This is a genomic window from Lacrimispora sphenoides JCM 1415 (genome assembly GCF_900105615.1).
Classification (GTDB): domain Bacteria; phylum Bacillota; class Clostridia; order Lachnospirales; family Lachnospiraceae; genus Lacrimispora; species Lacrimispora sphenoides.
Genome location: NZ_LT630003.1, coordinates 3,026,236 through 3,043,166, shown reverse-complemented (window position 1 = coordinate 3,043,166; position 16,931 = coordinate 3,026,236). Strand labels below are relative to the sequence as shown.

Genomic DNA, 16,931 nt, shown 5'->3' with positions numbered 1-16,931 from the left:
AGAATTTGCAGAAAATAGGAGTTTTTGTCTGTTGGTGCGGAAGCAACATAGCGGCTACTGTGGATGTAAATGAGGTCGTAGGAGCTGCAAAGGAAAAACCGGGAGTTGTTTTTGCATCTGATTATTCCTACATGTGTTCGGAAGCCGGCCAGCTTATGATCCAAAATGCCATAAAGGAAAAGGGGCTGACAGGAATCGTGGTATGCTCCTGCTCCCCGCGCATGCATGAAGCTACGTTCCGCAAAGCAGCACAGACTGCGGGACTGAATCCTTATATGGTAGAAATCGCCAATATCAGGGAGCAATGCTCCTGGATCCATAAAGATAAAGAAGAAGGAACGAAAAAAGCAATTCTTTTGGCAAAGGCGGCAATTGCCAAGGTCCGTTTCAACGAACCACTGACAGCGGGGGAAACCCCGGTGACAAAACGGGCTCTGGTAATCGGGGGAGGAATTGCGGGAATCCAGACGGCCCTTGATATTGCGGATGCAGGATTTGAAGTTGACATTGTAGAGAAATCACCTACCATAGGCGGAAAAATGGCTCAGCTTGATAAGACGTTTCCCACTTTGGACTGTGCGGCCTGTATCCTCACACCTAAGATGGTGGACGCAGCAGCCCACGAGAAGATCCGTTTGTTTACCTATAGTGAGGTGGAGAAGGTAAAAGGATTTGTGGGGAATTTCACCGTTGATATCCGGAAAAAAGCCAGAAGCATACGGGAAGAGAAGTGTACGGGCTGCGGAGCGTGTACGGAAAAATGCCCTTCTAAGAAAACGGGAAACGAATTTAATGAAAGACTGGATAACCGGCCTGCCATTTATATCCCCTTTGCCCAGGCAATCCCCAACATACCGTCCATTGACAGGGAAGCCTGCATTCATTTTAAGACGGGTAAATGCGGCTTATGCCAAAAGGCCTGCGGCGTGGGAGCCATTGACTTTGACCAGCAGGATGAGATAATCACCGGGAAATACGGAGCCATTGTGGCTGCCACAGGGTTTCAGCCCATATCCGTGGAACGGTTTGACGAATTCCAGTATTCCAAAAGTCCCGACGTCATCACTTCCTTAGAACTGGAACGGCTGATGAACGCCGCCGGCCCCACAAAGGGAGAACTGGTAAAGCCTTCAAGCCGCAAGCACCCAAACGATATGGTATTTGTCCAGTGCGTCGGCTCCAGGGGGGAATCCTGCAGGGAAAAGAGCTACTGTTCCAAGATTTGCTGCATGTACACGGCCAAACACGCCATGATGATCCGTGACAAATATCCGGACATTCATGTTCATGTATTTTACATTGACGTTCGCACACCGGGAAAGAATTTCGACGAATTTTACCGCAGGGCAGTGGAAGATTACGGCGTTGATTACCGGAAGGGAATGGTGGGAAAGGTCATGGAGCAAAAGGACGGTAAGCTGTTAGTACAGGCCTCCGACTTGCTGACTGGAGAACAGCTTCTGTTACATACGGATATGGTGGTATTGGCAACGGCCATAGAGCCGGATAAATCAGCCAGGGCTCTGGCTACGATGCTCACGGCCAGTATGGACACCAATGACTTTTTTACGGAGGCCCATCCCAAGCTGAGGCCCGTGGAAAGTCCCACTGCCGGAGTATTTTTATCAGGAACGTGCCAGGGTCCCAAAGACATTCCGGAGACAGTGGCCCAGGCAGGAGCAGCCGCAGCCAAGGTCATCGGTCTTTTAAGCAGAAAGAAGCTTCTTAATAACCCTCAGGTGGCAAAGGCAGAGGAACGTTTGTGCAGCGGATGTTCGGGCTGTTCCAAAGTCTGTCCTTACGGAGCGATTGACTACGAAGTGAGAGAGATCTGGGATCATGGGGTCAGGCAAACGCGGAGGATAGCTGTGGTAAACGAGGCGGTGTGCCAGGGCTGCGGAGCCTGTACGGTGACCTGCCCATCCGGAGCCATGGACTTAAAGGGATTTACTGCAAAACAGATTATGGCGGAGGTAGATGCGATATGCAGATAGAAGATAACAGCAACAAGGAGTTCCGGCCTCTCATCCTGGCATTTTGCTGCAACTGGTGCAGCTATGCAGGGGCCGATCTGGCGGGTTCCAGCCGCTCTTCCTATCCGGCAGAAGTAAAGATTATCCGGGTCCCCTGTTCCTGCAGGGTGAATCCCATATTCCTGTTAAGGGCCTTTGAAAAGGGGGCAGATGGTGTGATCTTAGCCGGCTGCCATCCGGGTGACTGCCATTATTCCACAGGCAATTACTATACCAGAAGAAGGATGGCCCTTTTGTTTGACATGTTGGACTACCTGGGAATCGAAAGGGAAAGAACCAGGGTGGAATGGATTTCCGCAGCAGAGGGTGCCAAGTTCTCTGCGACCATGAATGCCTTCACCCAGACGATTAAAGAACTGGGACCAAACAGAAAGCTGAGGGATTTACGATGCATGCCATAGAAAAGACCATAAAAGAAACGTGTAAAAAGCTCTGGGATCATGGAGAGGTAAACCGGATTCTTGCATGGGAAAAAGGACTCTTTGACTATGACGCGGCTCCCGCCCTGTTCCGGAGCCGGGAACGTATTTCCCGTCTTGTTTACAATGAGCACTGCGGCGTAAATCTAAGCAAATTCCTGATAAAAGAAATGGAAAAAGAAGGAAAGGTACTGGTCCTTTTAAAGCCCTGCGATACATATGGATTTAACCAGCTTTTATCGGAGAATCGGGTAAACAGGGAAAAGGTTTACATTCTGGGCGTTCCCTGCGGCGGAATGAGGGATGAAAAGGGTCTTCTCTTTAAATGCCTTTCCTGCAAGGGCAATGATTTCAAAGCCTTCGACCAGATCATAGAATCGGATCTGACCGTTCCGGCTCCGGTTCCCTCCTGTGAAGAAGAGAAATTAAACCAGATGACTGCAGAAGAACGTTTTGCATTCTGGCGTGGACAGCTTTCCAAATGCATCCGCTGCAATGCCTGCCGCAACGTATGTCCTGCCTGCAGCTGCATCAAATGCGTGTTTGACAACCGGGATTCCGGAATAGAGGCAAAGGCCAATTCCGATGCTTTTGAAGAAAATCTGTTTCATATCATAAGAGCCTTCCACGTGGCGGGAAGGTGCACGGACTGCGGGGAATGCAGCCGGGTCTGTCCCCAGAACATTCCTCTCTATCTGCTTAACCGGAAAATGATAGAGGAAATTAATGAACGGTACGGAACCTATCAGGCAGGAGAAAATCCTGAAGCTAAGTCTCCGTTAACGGAGTTTAAGGAGTCTGATCCGGAAGTTTCGGCCGTATACGGGAAAGGCGGTGTGTCTGAATGTTAAAAATGCCATTGAAACATCTTGACCAGCTTTTACTGGAACTTTCAAAGGAGCACCAGGTATTTGCTCCCATGGAAAAGGCGGGAAGTGTCTCGTTCTTTCCATGGAAAGAGGGAGATACCGTATGTCTTGATACTCTTTTGACAGATCATGCCCCCAAGTCCTTTTTCTTTCCCCAGTCAGAAACTTTATACCGCTCCCGGAGAGAAGAGGGTAGTCTTTCCATCGTTCCCGAAGAGGCGGAGGAAATAAGCTCTGTTTATTTTGGTGTAAGAGCCTGCGACCGGAGAAGCTTTGAGATCCTGGACCGGGTATTCCTAAGCTCGCCCTGCGATTCCTGCTATGAGTCCAAAAGAAGGAATGGATATGTGGTGGCTCTGGCCTGTGAGAATCCGGAAGATACCTGCTTTTGCCAAACCTTTGGCATCGATCCTGCCTGGCCGGGAGGGGATGTGTCCGTCTGGATCGCAGACGGAGAAATTTACTGGAAAAGCCTGACCGAAAAGGGAGAGGCATTAACGGAATTAGTCGAAGGTTTGTTTGAGGAGGGGGACCGTAAAAAAGCAGAAGAGCAGAAAGCAAAGATCCGGAAAAAGCTGGAAGCTCTGCCCCTTAAGAATTTGAGTCTGGGACGGTTTGAGCATCCGGATTCCTCTATGGATTTGTTTGAGTCGGAACAATGGGAAACCTTATCCGACACCTGCCTGGGCTGCGGGATCTGCACGTTTGTATGCCCTACCTGCCAGTGCTATGATATATGCGACTACGACGCAGGCCATGAAATCAGGAAGTTCCGCTGTTGGGATTCCTGCATGTATCCGGGTTTTACGGAGATGTCCCATGGGAATAACAGAAACAGCCAAATGCAGCGGTTCCGTCAGAGATTCATGCATAAGCTGGTATATTTTCCGGAAAACAACGGCGGAGTATATTCCTGTGTGGGCTGTGGAAGGTGTCTGCGCAAATGTCCGTCTTCCTTAAATATTGTCAGAGTGATAAAAGCTCTTGGAGAGTCAGACGCCGAAGGAGGAAACGATGAGTAACAGAACCAATGTATTGATCCCGGGAATCGGCGTGATTACAGATGTAAGAAGAGATACACCGGATGTGAAAACCTTCCGCGTAAATGGGTCAGAGGGCAGAAAACCCTTTGAACATATGCCGGGACAATGTGCCATGCTTTCTATTCCGGGAGTTGGGGAAGCCATGTTTTCCATCACTTCCTCACCAACCAACCGGGATTACATGGAGTTTTCCATTAAAAAGTGCGGCTGCCTCACCGACTGGCTCCACCAGATGGAAGAGGGGCAGGAAATTGCACTGCGTGGACCATATGGCAATTACTTTCCCGTTGATACGGATTTAAAAGGAAAGAACCTGCTCTTTATCGCCGGAGGGATCGGAATCGCACCCTTGCGGTCTGTGATTCATTACGTCATTGATAACCGGGCGGATTACGGCTTGGTAGACATTGTTTACGGAGCCCGTTCGGCAGAGGATCTGGTGGATTTAGAAGAAATGAGGAAAGACTGGTCAAAGGTGGAGGGCTTCCGAGTGCATCTGACCATTGACCGTGCGGAAGAAGGCTGGGAAGGAAACGTGGCCTTTGTGCCTGATTATGTCAGGGAACTGAAGTTTTCAAACGACAGAACCGCTTTGGTCTGCGGCCCGCCTGTTATGATAAAATTTGTGCTTCAGGCACTGGAAGAAATGGGATTTGCCAGTACTGAAATCTATACGACCATGGAACTTAAGATGAAATGCGGAGTGGGAAAATGCGGACGCTGCAACATAGGCTCTAAGTACGTCTGTAAGGATGGACCGGTGTTCCGTTATGATGAATTGGGCGTCCTGCCCTCTGAATATTAGGAGGTTGACCAATGAATGATATGATTACTGTTTATCTGTTCGGTAAAAAATATATGGTTCCGTCCAATTTAACCATAATGGGAGCAATGGAATACGCAGGATACCAGCTTGTGCGGGGTTGCGGCTGCAGGTGTGGTTTCTGCGGAGCCTGTGCAACGATTTACCGTATCAAGGGAGACAGGGAATTAAAGACCTGCCTGGCCTGCCAGACCCAGGTCCGGGAAAATATGTATGTAGCAACCCTTCCCTTTTTTCCTCTAGTAAAAGAGGTTTATGACATAAGCAAGGTTTCAGTCAACGAACAGGTCATGATGGAGCTGTATCCGGAAATCTACAAGTGTATCGGGTGTGCAGCCTGTACCAAGAGCTGTCCCCAGGGTCTTGATACCATGCAGTACATCGCATATGCCCAGAGAGGGGAATTGGAAAAGTGTGCCGAAGAGTCCTTTGACTGTGTGATGTGCGGAATCTGTTCTTCCAGGTGCCCGGCCGGAATTTCCCATCCCCAGGTGGGACTTTTAGCCAGACGGATCACCGGAAAATATCTGGCTCCGGAGGCAAGGCACTTAACCAACCGGGTAAGAGAGGTAGAGGCTGGTGATTTTACGGAGCTGATCGAAGCGATCATGGCAAAACCCCTGGAAGAACTGAAAAACCTTTATAATACCAGGGAAATCGAAAAGTAGGAGGAATAGACATGTTTACAGCCAAGATGATGGATTCCGTAAAAAAGGTCGAGGCCACCAGAAAAGAGCGGATGGAGACTGAGCCCAGGAGAATGACGGCCGAGGAAAAGGAAAAGCTGCTGAAAGCCTATCACCCGGATTATAAAGAGGAAGAGTTTGTCACACTGAAGGCAGGCCCCAATAAGGGAGAAAAAGTGCCCAGGGAACTGGGAGTCCTTTTGCAGGCCAGGAGCCGGATCAAAGACACTGACGTGGATTTATCATCTCCGGATTACGATACAGATGTTCTGATCATCGGAGGAGGGGGAGCAGGCTGTGCAGCTGCCATTGAGGCTTCCAAGGCAGGGGCAGAGGTATTGATCGTCACGAAGCTCCGCCTGGGGGATGCCAACACCATGATGGCGGAAGGCGGGATCCAGGCTGCAGACAAAGAGAATGATTCCCCACAGATCCACTACTTAGACGCCTTGGGAGGGGGACATTTCGCCAACCGGCCACAGCTTTTGAAAAAGCTGGTCATGGAAGCTCCGGGAGCCCTTAAATGGTTAAATGAGCTGGGAGTGATGTTTGATAAGGACAAAGACGGAAACATGATCACCACACACGGCGGCGGTACCTCCAGAAAGCGAATGCACGCTGCGGCTGACTACACGGGTGCGGAAATCATGAGAGTGCTCCGGGATGAAGTATTAAACCTCCCGGTTTCCTTAGCTGATTATACCTCTGCCATTGAACTCATTTTAGATGAGGAGGGAAGAGCGGCGGGAGCAGTTCTTATGAATATGGAAACAGGAGAGCTTCTGACAGCCAGGGCAAAAACCGTAATCCTGGCCACAGGGGGAGCCGGACGGCTCCACTATCAGGGATTTCCCACCTCCAACCACTACGGGGCCACGGCCGACGGCCTGGTTTTAGCTTACCGGGCAGGGGCAAAGCTTCTCTATCAGGACACCCTTCAGTACCATCCCACGGGGGTTGCTTTTCCGGAGCAGATTTATGGGGCTTTGGTCACGGAAAAGGTCCGTTCCTTAGGCGCCATGTTAGTCAATGCGGGGGGAGAGGCTTTCATGCACCCATTGGAGACCAGAGATGTGTCCGCAGCCTCCATTATCAGAGAGTGCGCAAACGGGAAAGGGGTTGTCACTCCTCTTGGGAAGGGGATCTGGCTGGATACTCCCATGATCGATTTGATTCATGGGAAAGGAACTCTGGAAAAGCGTCTTCCCGGAATGCTGCGAATGTATTTAAAATATGATATCGATATGAGGAAAACCCCTATATTGATCTATCCTACCCTCCACTATCAAAACGGCGGAATCGAGATCGGAGCGGATTGCCAGAGCACCATAGAGAACTTATATGTGGCAGGAGAAGCGGTGGGAGGGATTCACGGCAGGAACCGGCTGATGGGGAATTCTCTTCTGGATATTATTGTTTTTGGCCGCAATGCCGGAATATGTGCGGCCAGACGCGTGATAAACATACAAACAGGGAAGCTGACTTTGTCACATATAAGAGAGATGGAAGAGGAGTGTCGAAGGGCCGGTATTGTTACGGATAATATTTCCCCGCTGCTTTTGCCAAAGTATGCCAGAACAGCGGGGCAGCTATAAGGAGGAGGAAGCCCCCTGCGGGGATACCTATATGCCCTCGGGATTCGCGCTTTAGAGGGGCGCTTACCCTTGGGCAGGCTCTGCCCAAAAAGCATGGGCAAGAAGGAGGAAAAATGAGAGAAATATCAGTAAAGACATTGATCGACGTAGTAGAAAAGCTGTGCATTGATGCAAATCAGTACTTACCGGAAGACGTGAAGAAGGCGATCAAAACCTGCCGCGCCTGTGAGGACTGGGACATTGCCGCCGGGGTTCTTGACAATATTATCGAGAACTTTGAAATCGCAGAAAGGGAAGATGTTCCCATCTGTCAGGATACGGGCATGGCCTGTGTTTTTCTGGAGATCGGCCAGGATGTCCACTTGACCGGCGGGGATTTGACCGAAGCAATCAATGAAGGCGTGCGCAGAGGCTACGAAAAGGGATTTTTAAGAAAGTCTGTTGTAAAAGATCCGGTAAGGCGGGGAAATACAGGTGATAACACTCCGGCTTTAATCTATACGGAAATCGTTCCGGGAGACCAGGTGAAAATTACGGTGGGACCCAAGGGCTTTGGTAGCGAGAATATGAGTGCACTCCGCATGTTTAAGCCCTCTGCAGGACTCCAGGGAATCAAGGATTTTATTCTGGAAACCGTATCCGCAGCAGGCCCCAATCCCTGTCCTCCCATCGTAGTGGGTGTAGGGATAGGAGGCAGCTTTGACAAGGCAGCTCTCTTGGCGAAAAAGGCTTTGATGAGAGATTTGGATTCCTCTCATCCGGATCCTTACTATGCAGATCTGGAAAAAGAAATGCTGGAGAAGATCAACCTCCTGGGAATCGGCCCTCAGGGCTTTGGCGGTAAGACCACTGCCATTGGGGTGAACATTGAAACCATGCCTACCCATATCGCAGGCATGCCCTGTGCCATCAATATCAACTGTCATGTGACACGCCATAAAACGGAAGTAGTCTAATGTCTTTGAAAGACTCAAACGGTGAAAGACGCACGCCGCTTTTCCTTACTTTTTCGTGCCGTATGCGTCAGCGGCGGATTGGAGATAAAAATGATAAAGCATATTACACTGCCTTTGACAAGAGAATTGTCTAAAACCCTTCACGCAGGAGATACGGTTTATCTGACCGGTGATATCTACACTTCCAGGGACGCCGGGCATAAGCGTATGTGTGAGACCCTGGCAAAAGGCGAAAAGCTGCCCTTTGATCCCATGGATGCCACGATTTACTATGTGGGCCCCACGCCTGCAAAGCCGGGCCAGGTAATCGGGTCTGCAGGACCTACTACCAGCGGCCGGATGGACGCCTATGCTCCCACAATGATGTCCGTAGGAGCCAGGGGAATGATCGGAAAAGGAGCCAGGCAGCCGGATGTGGTGGAAGCCATAAAAAAGTATGACGGTGTTTACTTTGGCGCCATCGGGGGAGCAGGAGCGTTGCTTGCCAAATGCATCAAAAAGCTGGAACCCATCGCTTATGAGGATTTGGGAGCAGAAGCTTTGTGCAGACTTTACGTAGAAGAAATGCCTTTGGTGGTTGTTATCGACTGCGAAGGAAATAATCTCTATGAAGAGGGGAAGAATGCTTATTTAAAGTCAAGAAAGTAATTGGAGTGAAACGCAGCAGCCTTTTGATGAAAAAGCAGCGGTTTCCTCAAATGGGAGCCAATGTTTTTAAATAAATTATAAAATACAGGAGGTAATTATGGGAACCAAAACAAACATTGTGGATTGGAAGACAATTACGGATTTTGTAGTGGATGCATTTAAGGGGTATGGGATTCCGGAAGAAGACGCAAAAGTCTGTGCGGATGTATTGCTGGAGTCTGACAAGAGGGGTATTGAATCTCATGGGGTAAACCGCTTTAAACCCATTTATCTGGACCGTATCAAAGCGGGAATCCAGAACCCGGTGACAAATTTTGAGATAGTAAAGGAAACAAGAACCACAGCGGTTGTGGACGGCCATGACGGCATGGGCCAGGTAATCGGTGTAAAATCCATGAATATGGCCATCGAGAAAGCCAAAGAATATGGCATGGGCATGGTGGTTGCCCGCAATTCCACCCATTACGGCATTGCAGGCTATTATGCAACCATGGCTTCCCAGGCAGGCTGTATCGGAATTACGGGAACCAACGCAAGGCCTTCCATTGCTCCTACTTTTGGCGTGGAAAATATGCTGGGAACGAATCCTCTTACCTTTGGTATGCCTACGGATGAGGAATTCCCCTTTGTGCTGGACTGTGCGACTTCCATTACCCAGAGAGGCAGGATCGAATACTATTCCCGTATCGGAAAGTCCACTCCTTCCGGTATGGTAATCGGACGGGACGGGCAGCCTCAGACGAATTCAGATCAGATTCTTTCTGACTTAAATACAGGAAAAGCAGCCCTTGCACCTTTAGGCGGAATCGGTGAAGAACTGGCAGGCTACAAGGGATATGGCTATGCCACTGTAGTTGAAATTCTTTCCGCAGCTTTGCAGCAGGGAAATTTCTTAAGAGCCTTAACCGGCATTGGAGAACAGGGAGAAAAGATTCCCTTCCACTTAGGCCACTTCTTCATTGCCATTGATACGGAAGCCTTTATGGGCCTGGATTCCTTTAAAAAGACATGCGGCGATATTCTCCGGGATCTTCGCGGTTCTGTCAAAGCTCCAGGGGAAGACCACATTTATACGGCAGGTGAGAAAGAGTATCTGGTATGGCAGGAACGCAAAAACAGCGGTGTGCCGATCAATGATGCAGTTCAGAAAGAGCTTATTAAGATCAGGGATGAACTGGCACTGAGCCAGTACCGGTTCCCATTTGAATAAAAAGTATTGCCATTTTTGATATGCCCCCTTCCAGGCAGACGAGTGTAATAATAACACCCGTTTGCCTGGAAGGGGGCATTTTCGCTTAATCCTATGAGCCCTGGAATGTCCGGTTGCTCTTTTCTGTCTTCTTATGTTAGAATAGATAGGAGTTTTTATGAACTGATTCTAACGCTAAGAAAGCTGGAAAAATGATGTATTGTATGAGTATAAGCCATAAAAAGGCTACTGTGAATATCCGGGAACAATTCGCCTTTCATGAAAATGAGAAGACGGAGTTTATAGAACGGCTTATGAAGAAGAAAGCGGTGACCGGTGTAGTTGTGCTTTGCACCTGTAACCGCAGTGAGGTTTATGTTTCAGGAACAAAGCATGCAATTGGGGAACTTCAGCGGGAGGCTGCTGATTTTAAAGGAATCAGACTGGAAGAACTGCTGAAATATCTAAATATCTATGGCGGGGAAAGCGCCATAGGGCACTTGTTTAAAGTGGCCTGTGGGTTCGATTCCATGGTGCTGGGAGAAGACGAGATTTTAGGGCAGGTAAAGGGCGCCTATGAGATGTCGAAAGACCAGGGGGCAGTGGATTACGAAATGAATGTGCTGTTCCAAAGGGCGTTTGCCTGTGCCAAACGGATCAAGACGGATACCAATTTATCCAGAACGCCCCTATCCGTTGCAACTCTTGTAGCCAATGAGGTGTTCCGCTTTGAAAAAGAGGGCGGTGATAAGAATGTGATGGTGATCGGCATGACCGGTAAAATGGGGAATATTATAACAAAAAATATTTTAAGCAAGCCCGGAATCCATGTCACCGGCACGGTCAGAAGCCATAAGTCCGATCTGACTTTTGAGGTAAAGGGGGACAGGGTGAAGGTCGTGGATTACAGGGACCGCTATCAGTATATGGATGAGATGGATATTGTCATCAGTGCCACTTCCGGCCCCCATTACACCGTGACCTGTGAAGAACTGTCAGAGCAAGTGACTCCCGGGAAAAAACGGCTGTTCATGGATGTGGCAGTTCCTGTGGACATGGACCCTGAGATTGAAGAAATGGAAGGGCTGACTCTTTATAACATCGACTATTTTGAAACACTTTCAAAAAACAACACGGAAATTAAACGAAAGGAATTGGACCGGGCAAACGTAATCATGGAAGAGGACTTAGATGGGGCCATCAAGGAGGTGGTGTTCCATCCATACATCCGGAGAATGGAAGAACTTAAGGAAGCATTTGCGGGAAAACGTCTGGATACCCTTCTCTTTGAGGTCAGGGACCATGTTACCAGTGAAGAATTAAAGGTGGTACTTAAAACCCTGGATGGTTTAGAACGCTGGATTAAGGAGGGATGACCGTGGCTTATTTCCCGTTTTTTGTTGATATTGAAGGGAAAAGATGCCTGATCGCAGGCGGAGGATCGGTCGCCTGCCGCAAGGCTCTGACACTTATGGATTATGGTCCTGATATGATAGTTGTGGCTCCGCAAGTGATTCCCGAATTGGAACGGCTGATAAAAGAAAGCAAGGGAAGACTCACATGGTGGTGCCGGGAATTTGCAGAATCTGACCTGGAGAAAATGGATTTTGTAATAGCGGCAACTTCAGATGAAGAATTAAACAGGCAGATATCCATCTGGTGCAGGGAAGAGAAGATTCCGGTCAATGTGGCGGACAACCAGGAGGAATGCAGCTTTATTTTTCCGGCTCTTATTAAAGATGGAGAGATCACGGTGGGGATTACCACAGGCGGAAGCTCTCCGGCCCTTGCCCGGTATTTAAAAGAAACCCTTAAAGAAGCCATACCTGGGGGACTTGGCGGCCTGGCAAAGCAGCTTGGCTCATACAGGGATATGGTAAGAGAAGGGGTGGACTCCCTCCCTGTCAGAAGGTCAATATTTAAAACTATGACAGAGGAGGGAATCCGCCAGGGAGATTATACCAGAGAACAGGCAGATGAACTGATAGAAAGGAAACTGGCGGAGCATGAAAAGTAATACCATTCGTATTGGAACAAGAAGAAGTGCTTTGGCCGTGGCCCAGGCAAATCTGGTAGCAGAGGCTCTTAAAAAGGCAGGTAACGGCTTATCGGCAGAACTGGTGTTAAAGCAGACGGAAGGGGACTGGATTCTTGATAAGCCGCTTTTGGAATTTGGAGGAAAGGGCGTATTTGTGACGGAATTTGAGCAGGCCCTTTTGCGGGGAGAGATTGATTTTGCAGTTCACAGTGCCAAGGATCTGCCCATGGAGCTGGAAGAAGGGCTGGGAATTGTGGCAGTTCTGGAGCGGGGAGATCCCAGGGATGTTCTGGTGACACCTGCTTTAAGTGACCTTTCCGGAAAAAAGGAAATCATAATCGGAACCTCCAGCTTAAGAAGGAAGATTCAGATAGAAGAGATTGGAACGGCCATGTGGCCGAGGGCTTTGGTTCGCTGCGAGAATTTAAGGGGAAATGTACAGACCAGACTTTCAAAACTCATGGAAGGCTCTTATGACGGCATTCTATTGGCGGCTGCCGGATTAAAGCGTCTGGGACTTTGGGAAGACAGCCGGTATGATTACCATTGTTTTGATTGTGAGACCTTTATTCCGGCTGGAGGCCAGGGGATACTTGCGGTGGAAGGACGGCTGGATTCCGGTCTTGAAGCGGTGGTAAAGCATATTGAGGATGAAGAAGCCAGGATGTGCCTTTCTTTAGAACGGAACATATTAAGGCATTTAAATGCCGGCTGTCATGAACCCATCGGCGTGTATTCCAGACTGAGAGGCGGGGATATGGAGGTTCTTGGAATCAGCAGGAGAGGGGAAGAAATCAAGCGGATCCATCTTTGGGGAGGAACCGGGGAACTTGACAGGCTGGCGCGGCAGGCCGCCGATGGCCTTGCGTAATAAGGAGGATGCTATGAAGGAAACAGGAGTCGTCTATCTGGTAGGGGCTGGTCCGGGAGACCCGGGGCTTATTACGGAAAAAGGGTTGTCAAGGCTGCGGGTGTGTAACGCAGTGGTTTATGATTCCCTTCTTTCTCCACGCCTTCTTGATGAGGTACCTGACCAATGCCGGAAGATTTATGTAGGAAAACGGGCCGGGCGCCATTCCATGAAGCAGGAGGAGATTAATCAGCTTCTGGTAGAGCTGGCAAGGGAAGGTCTTGCAGTTGTGAGGCTAAAGGGCGGTGATCCTTTTGTATTTGGACGGGGTGGAGAAGAGATCATGGCTCTTTCTGAGGCAGGGATCCCTTATGAGGTGGTTTCTGGAGTTACCTCTGCGGTCGCCGCCCTTGCAAGTGCCGGGATCCCGGTGACCCACCGGGCGCTTAGCAGAAGCTTTCACGTCATGACCGGACACACTCTCTCAAAGGAAGGAACGCTTCCTCCTGATTTTGATGAATTTGCCAGGCTTTCCGGCACATTGATTTTTCTTATGGGACTTGGGAACTTATCTCTCATCGTAAAGGGCCTTTTAAACCAGGGAAAACCAGGGGAGACACCTGCTGCGGTTATTCAAAACGGAACTCTTCCCGGAGAGAAAACCATACGCGGGACCATAGAAAATATTGAGGAAAAGGTGCTGGCGGCTGGAATAGAAAGTCCTGCTATCCTTGTGGTTGGAGAAGTGGCTTCCCTTGATTTTTCTTCTACGTCAAAACAGCCCCTTATGGGGTGCCGGATCGGAGTAACAGGAACGGACACCTTTACAGGAAGGCTGAGGAAACAGCTGGAATCTCTTGGGGGAGCTTCGGAATGCATACTGAGCCTTTTGATCGAGTCCTACCGAAAGGGAGTAGAAATGATGGAAGCATATGAAAAGATGCCGTCCTACACATGGATTGTATTTACCAGCGCCAATGGAGTAAGAGAATTTTTCCATGGGCTTTTGGAATGTGGGCATGATTTCCGGTCGGTGGGTCATGTGAAATTTGCCGCGGTCGGAAGGGGAACGGCCGATGAACTGCTGAGGCACGGCTTTTCTGCAGATTACCTACCAGAGAAATATCAGGTACAGGATCTGGCGGAAGGCTTAAAAGGCTTGATTTCCGGTGAAGACAGGCTTTTGATCCCCAGATCCTCAGGCGGCTCCAAGGAATTGAATGAGATTCTTGATGAAACCGGAGTCTCTTATGATGACATCGTGCTCTATGATGTGGCCCTGGCAGGCCTGGAGACGGAAAAAAGGACGGAAGCCTTAACGCATTTGGACTATCTGACCTTTTCAAGCGCTTCCGGTGTAGAGGCTTTTTTCCGGGAGGCAAATGAGGAAATAAAGGAAGCCCTGGCAGGCCTCAAAGTGGTCTGCATCGGGGACATAACAGCGAAAGCCCTTTTAGGGCATGGGAGAAAGGCAGATATCATCGCCGGGGTTTACAGCATCCAGGGGTTAACGGAAGCCATTTGCCGGGATTGGAAATAGGAATAGGAGATGATTCATTGGATCCATCAATAAAGAATGTGGAAATGAAGAATAAGGATCGGTTTTTAGGATTTGCGGATGTCTATGATCAGACAAGGCCGGAAATGCCAGAATATCCGATCGAGATCATAACAAGATATTTAAATAAGAAGGCAAATATTGTAGTTGACTTAGGCTGCGGTTCGGGCTTATCAACAACTGCATGGAAAAACCATTGCAACGCCATAATCGGTATTGAACCAAGTGATGATATGTTCCTGGCTGCCAATAAGAAATCAGATAAAAACATTTCATTTAAGAAAGCGTTCGCCCATGAGACAGGTTTAAGCAGCGATTATGCTGATGTTGTTATCTGTTCCCAGTCTTTTCATTGGATGAACCCTGCATTAACTCTGGCAGAAGTAAACCGCATACTAAAGTCCGGCGGCATATTTGCTGCGGTCGATTACGACTGGCCGCCTGTCTGCAAATGGGAAGCGGAGCTTGCCCACAAGCAGCTATTTTATAAAGTCAGCTGCCTGGAGGAAGAACATAAGGATTTGAAAGATGATTATATAAGATGGGATAAAAATAAACATCTGTCCAATATCAAAAATAGCGGTTACTTTCGTTATCAAAGAGAAATTGTTTTTGCAAACAGGGAATCCTGTGATGCCAAAAGATTTATCAGAATGACGTTAAGCCAAAGCGGACTCCAAAGCATCATCAAACATAAGCCGGATTTAATTAAGAGTGCTCTGGATGAATACATTGAGACGATACAGTGTGTATTCGCCGGTGAGACGATGGAAGCGGACTTCTGTTATCGCATGCGCCTGGGTATTAAATGATCAATTTAACAAGAAACGGAAGCTATCTTACGGATTGAAAAGGAGTCAGTTAGAATGAAAATAGAAGAATCTAAAACATTATTTGAAAAATCAAGAGAGTATTTCCCGGGCGGGGTCAACAGCCCGGTTCGTGCTTTTGGCTCCGTGGGAGGAGTACCGGTCTTTGTAAAACGGGCGTCAGGCTCTCATATTTTCGATGAGGATGGAAATGAATACATTGATTACGTGAATTCATGGGGGCCATCCATTCTTGGGCATGCCTGCGGGCCTGTGGTGGAAGCAGTGAGAGAGGCCTGTCTTTACGGCTTATCTTTTGGCGCGCCTACCAGAAAGGAGCTGGTTCTGGGTACACTGATCAGGGAGTGTATTCCTTCCATGGAGATGATGCGTATGGTAAGCTCCGGAACAGAAGCGGTCATGAGTGCGATCCGCGCGGCAAGAGGCTATACGGGAAGGGATAAGATCATAAAGTTTATTGGCTGCTATCATGGACATTCCGACGGACTTTTAGTTAAGGCTGGTTCCGGTGCCCTGACAGAATCTGCACCGGACAGTGCCGGTGTACCGGCTTCCTATACCCAGCACACATTGTTAGCCAGATATAATGATGAGGATTCCGTCAAAAAGCTGTTTTCAGAATTTCCCGATGACATCGGAGCACTAGTGGTGGAGCCGGTGGCAGCCAATATGGGGCTCGTTCCGCCAAAGCCCGGCTTTTTGGGATTTTTAAGGGAAATTACGGCAAAGTATGGAGCGGTTCTCATCTTTGATGAGGTCATTACCGGATTTCGTATGGGGCTTGGAGGCGCACAGGGATATTACGGTGTTACTCCTGATATGACAGCCCTCGGAAAGATCGCAGGCGGTGGAATGCCGATGGGAGTGTATGGTGGAAGGAAAGAGATCATGGAGGTGGTTTCTCCTTTGGGGAAGGTATATCAGGCAGGAACCCTTTCCGGCAATCCCATTGCAACGACAGCTGGAATCGCTACCATCAGGACCTTAATGGAGCAGCCGGGAATCTATTCTTCTCTGGAAGAAAAGGCCGGAAAGCTTGTGAAAACTCTTAAGGAAACGCTTCCGGAAACCTGGGTGAATCAGGCAGGCTCTCTTTTCAGCGTATTTTTCACAAAAGACCAGGTGGTGGATTTTGATACAGCTCTGGCTTCGGACACGGTTAAGTATGGAACCTATTTTCATTATCTTTTGGAGCACGGCATTTACACGGCTCCTTCCCAGTTTGAAATTTTGTTTCTTTCTGCGGCACATACAGATGAGGATATTGAAAAAACCTGCAGCATCATAAAGGATGCAGCCGGAATTATTTCTTAAGAATGGTAAAATATAGCTTTGGAATGGCTGGGTGTCAGCAGTTCCAAAGCTTTTTCAAATTTTAAGGAAATAACCGTGCA

The 16,931-nt window shown here is 48.8% G+C and carries 16 protein-coding genes; all 16 read left to right on the top strand.

Annotated features, from left to right (window positions below):
* Positions 1 to 5 precede the first annotated feature (5 nt).
* The 16 genes from BMX69_RS13695 (at position 6) to hemL (ending at position 16,851) form a co-directional block, all read left to right on the top strand.
* Entirely contained in the window at positions 6 to 1,994 is a 1,989-nt protein-coding gene (locus BMX69_RS13695) for a CoB--CoM heterodisulfide reductase iron-sulfur subunit A family protein (RefSeq protein WP_100042635.1), read from the top strand.
* Positions 1,985 to 2,434, top strand: a complete 450-nt coding sequence (locus BMX69_RS13690) for a hydrogenase iron-sulfur subunit (protein WP_054790380.1) — start codon at positions 1,985 to 1,987, stop codon at positions 2,432 to 2,434. The genes BMX69_RS13695 and BMX69_RS13690 overlap by 10 nt, the downstream gene beginning before the upstream one ends.
* Positions 2,422 to 3,303, top strand: coding sequence for a 4Fe-4S dicluster domain-containing protein (locus BMX69_RS13685; protein ID WP_100042634.1), 882 nt, complete (start codon positions 2,422 to 2,424; stop codon positions 3,301 to 3,303). The genes BMX69_RS13690 and BMX69_RS13685 overlap by 13 nt, the downstream gene beginning before the upstream one ends.
* 2 nt (positions 3,304 to 3,305) lie before the next feature.
* Entirely contained in the window at positions 3,306 to 4,343 is a 1,038-nt protein-coding gene (locus BMX69_RS13680) for a 4Fe-4S dicluster domain-containing protein (protein WP_330387430.1), read from the top strand.
* Positions 4,336 to 5,169 carry an FAD/NAD(P)-binding protein gene (locus tag BMX69_RS13675; RefSeq protein WP_054790377.1) on the top strand — a complete coding sequence of 278 codons (834 nt, stop codon included), beginning with the start codon at positions 4,336 to 4,338 and terminating at the stop codon, positions 5,167 to 5,169. Before BMX69_RS13680 ends, BMX69_RS13675 begins: the two co-directional genes overlap by 8 nt.
* Before the next feature lie 11 nt (positions 5,170 to 5,180).
* Positions 5,181 to 5,855: a 4Fe-4S dicluster domain-containing protein gene (locus BMX69_RS13670; RefSeq protein ID WP_100042632.1), complete on the top strand. Its 675-nt coding sequence runs from the start codon at positions 5,181 to 5,183 to the stop codon at positions 5,853 to 5,855.
* Positions 5,856 to 5,866: 11 nt separating this feature from the next.
* A complete protein-coding gene (locus BMX69_RS13665) occupies positions 5,867 to 7,468 on the top strand; it encodes an FAD-dependent oxidoreductase (protein ID WP_100042631.1) in 1,602 nt (533 codons plus the stop codon).
* A gap of 113 nt (positions 7,469 to 7,581) precedes the next feature.
* A complete protein-coding gene (locus BMX69_RS13660) occupies positions 7,582 to 8,424 on the top strand; it encodes a fumarate hydratase (RefSeq protein WP_100042630.1) in 843 nt (280 codons plus the stop codon).
* A 90-nt stretch (positions 8,425 to 8,514) separates the two neighbouring features.
* Positions 8,515 to 9,072, top strand: a complete 558-nt coding sequence (locus BMX69_RS13655) for a Fe-S-containing hydro-lyase (protein ID WP_054790403.1) — start codon at positions 8,515 to 8,517, stop codon at positions 9,070 to 9,072.
* A 97-nt stretch (positions 9,073 to 9,169) separates the two neighbouring features.
* Positions 9,170 to 10,282, top strand: coding sequence for an Ldh family oxidoreductase (locus BMX69_RS13650; RefSeq protein WP_054790376.1), 1,113 nt, complete (start codon positions 9,170 to 9,172; stop codon positions 10,280 to 10,282).
* A gap of 203 nt (positions 10,283 to 10,485) precedes the next feature.
* The gene (gene hemA / locus BMX69_RS13645; protein ID WP_242941264.1) at positions 10,486 to 11,637 is read left to right on the top strand and encodes a glutamyl-tRNA reductase; all 1,152 of its coding nucleotides are present in this window, start codon (positions 10,486 to 10,488) and stop codon (positions 11,635 to 11,637) included.
* Positions 11,634 to 12,278, top strand: a complete 645-nt coding sequence (locus tag BMX69_RS13640; RefSeq protein WP_242941263.1) for a precorrin-2 dehydrogenase/sirohydrochlorin ferrochelatase family protein — start codon at positions 11,634 to 11,636, stop codon at positions 12,276 to 12,278. The genes hemA and BMX69_RS13640 overlap by 4 nt, the downstream gene beginning before the upstream one ends.
* Entirely contained in the window at positions 12,268 to 13,170 is a 903-nt protein-coding gene (gene hemC, locus BMX69_RS13635; RefSeq protein WP_100042628.1) for a hydroxymethylbilane synthase, read from the top strand. Before BMX69_RS13640 ends, hemC begins: the two co-directional genes overlap by 11 nt.
* Positions 13,171 to 13,183: 13 nt before the next feature.
* Positions 13,184 to 14,689 carry a uroporphyrinogen-III C-methyltransferase gene (gene cobA / locus BMX69_RS13630; protein ID WP_100042627.1) on the top strand — a complete coding sequence of 502 codons (1,506 nt, stop codon included), beginning with the start codon at positions 13,184 to 13,186 and terminating at the stop codon, positions 14,687 to 14,689.
* Positions 14,690 to 14,706: 17 nt separating this feature from the next.
* A complete protein-coding gene (locus BMX69_RS13625; RefSeq protein WP_242941262.1) occupies positions 14,707 to 15,519 on the top strand; it encodes a class I SAM-dependent methyltransferase in 813 nt (270 codons plus the stop codon).
* A gap of 54 nt (positions 15,520 to 15,573) precedes the next feature.
* Positions 15,574 to 16,851 carry a glutamate-1-semialdehyde 2,1-aminomutase gene (gene hemL, locus BMX69_RS13620; protein ID WP_100042626.1) on the top strand — a complete coding sequence of 426 codons (1,278 nt, stop codon included), beginning with the start codon at positions 15,574 to 15,576 and terminating at the stop codon, positions 16,849 to 16,851.
* Positions 16,852 to 16,931: the final 80 nt, after the last annotated feature.

What these genes read in the sequence shown, in the direction of transcription:
- BMX69_RS13690 (WP_054790380.1), top strand. Translation starts at nt 1,985, where the DNA reads ATGCAGATAGAAGATAACAGCAACAAGGAGTTCCGGCCTCTCATCCTG.
- BMX69_RS13685 (WP_100042634.1), top strand. Translation starts at nt 2,422, where the DNA reads ATGCATGCCATAGAAAAGACCATAAAAGAAACGTGTAAAAAGCTCTGG.
- BMX69_RS13680 (WP_330387430.1), top strand. Translation starts at nt 3,306, where the DNA reads ATGCCATTGAAACATCTTGACCAGCTTTTACTGGAACTTTCAAAGGAG.
- BMX69_RS13675 (WP_054790377.1), top strand. Translation starts at nt 4,336, where the DNA reads ATGAGTAACAGAACCAATGTATTGATCCCGGGAATCGGCGTGATTACA.
- BMX69_RS13670 (WP_100042632.1), top strand. Translation starts at nt 5,181, where the DNA reads ATGAATGATATGATTACTGTTTATCTGTTCGGTAAAAAATATATGGTT.
- BMX69_RS13665 (WP_100042631.1), top strand. Translation starts at nt 5,867, where the DNA reads ATGTTTACAGCCAAGATGATGGATTCCGTAAAAAAGGTCGAGGCCACC.
- BMX69_RS13660 (WP_100042630.1), top strand. Translation starts at nt 7,582, where the DNA reads ATGAGAGAAATATCAGTAAAGACATTGATCGACGTAGTAGAAAAGCTG.
- BMX69_RS13655 (WP_054790403.1), top strand. Translation starts at nt 8,515, where the DNA reads ATGATAAAGCATATTACACTGCCTTTGACAAGAGAATTGTCTAAAACC.
- BMX69_RS13650 (WP_054790376.1), top strand. Translation starts at nt 9,170, where the DNA reads ATGGGAACCAAAACAAACATTGTGGATTGGAAGACAATTACGGATTTT.
- hemA (WP_242941264.1), top strand. Translation starts at nt 10,486, where the DNA reads ATGAGTATAAGCCATAAAAAGGCTACTGTGAATATCCGGGAACAATTC.
- BMX69_RS13640 (WP_242941263.1), top strand. Translation starts at nt 11,634, where the DNA reads ATGACCGTGGCTTATTTCCCGTTTTTTGTTGATATTGAAGGGAAAAGA.
- hemC (WP_100042628.1), top strand. Translation starts at nt 12,268, where the DNA reads ATGAAAAGTAATACCATTCGTATTGGAACAAGAAGAAGTGCTTTGGCC.
- cobA (WP_100042627.1), top strand. Translation starts at nt 13,184, where the DNA reads ATGAAGGAAACAGGAGTCGTCTATCTGGTAGGGGCTGGTCCGGGAGAC.
- hemL (WP_100042626.1), top strand. Translation starts at nt 15,574, where the DNA reads ATGAAAATAGAAGAATCTAAAACATTATTTGAAAAATCAAGAGAGTAT.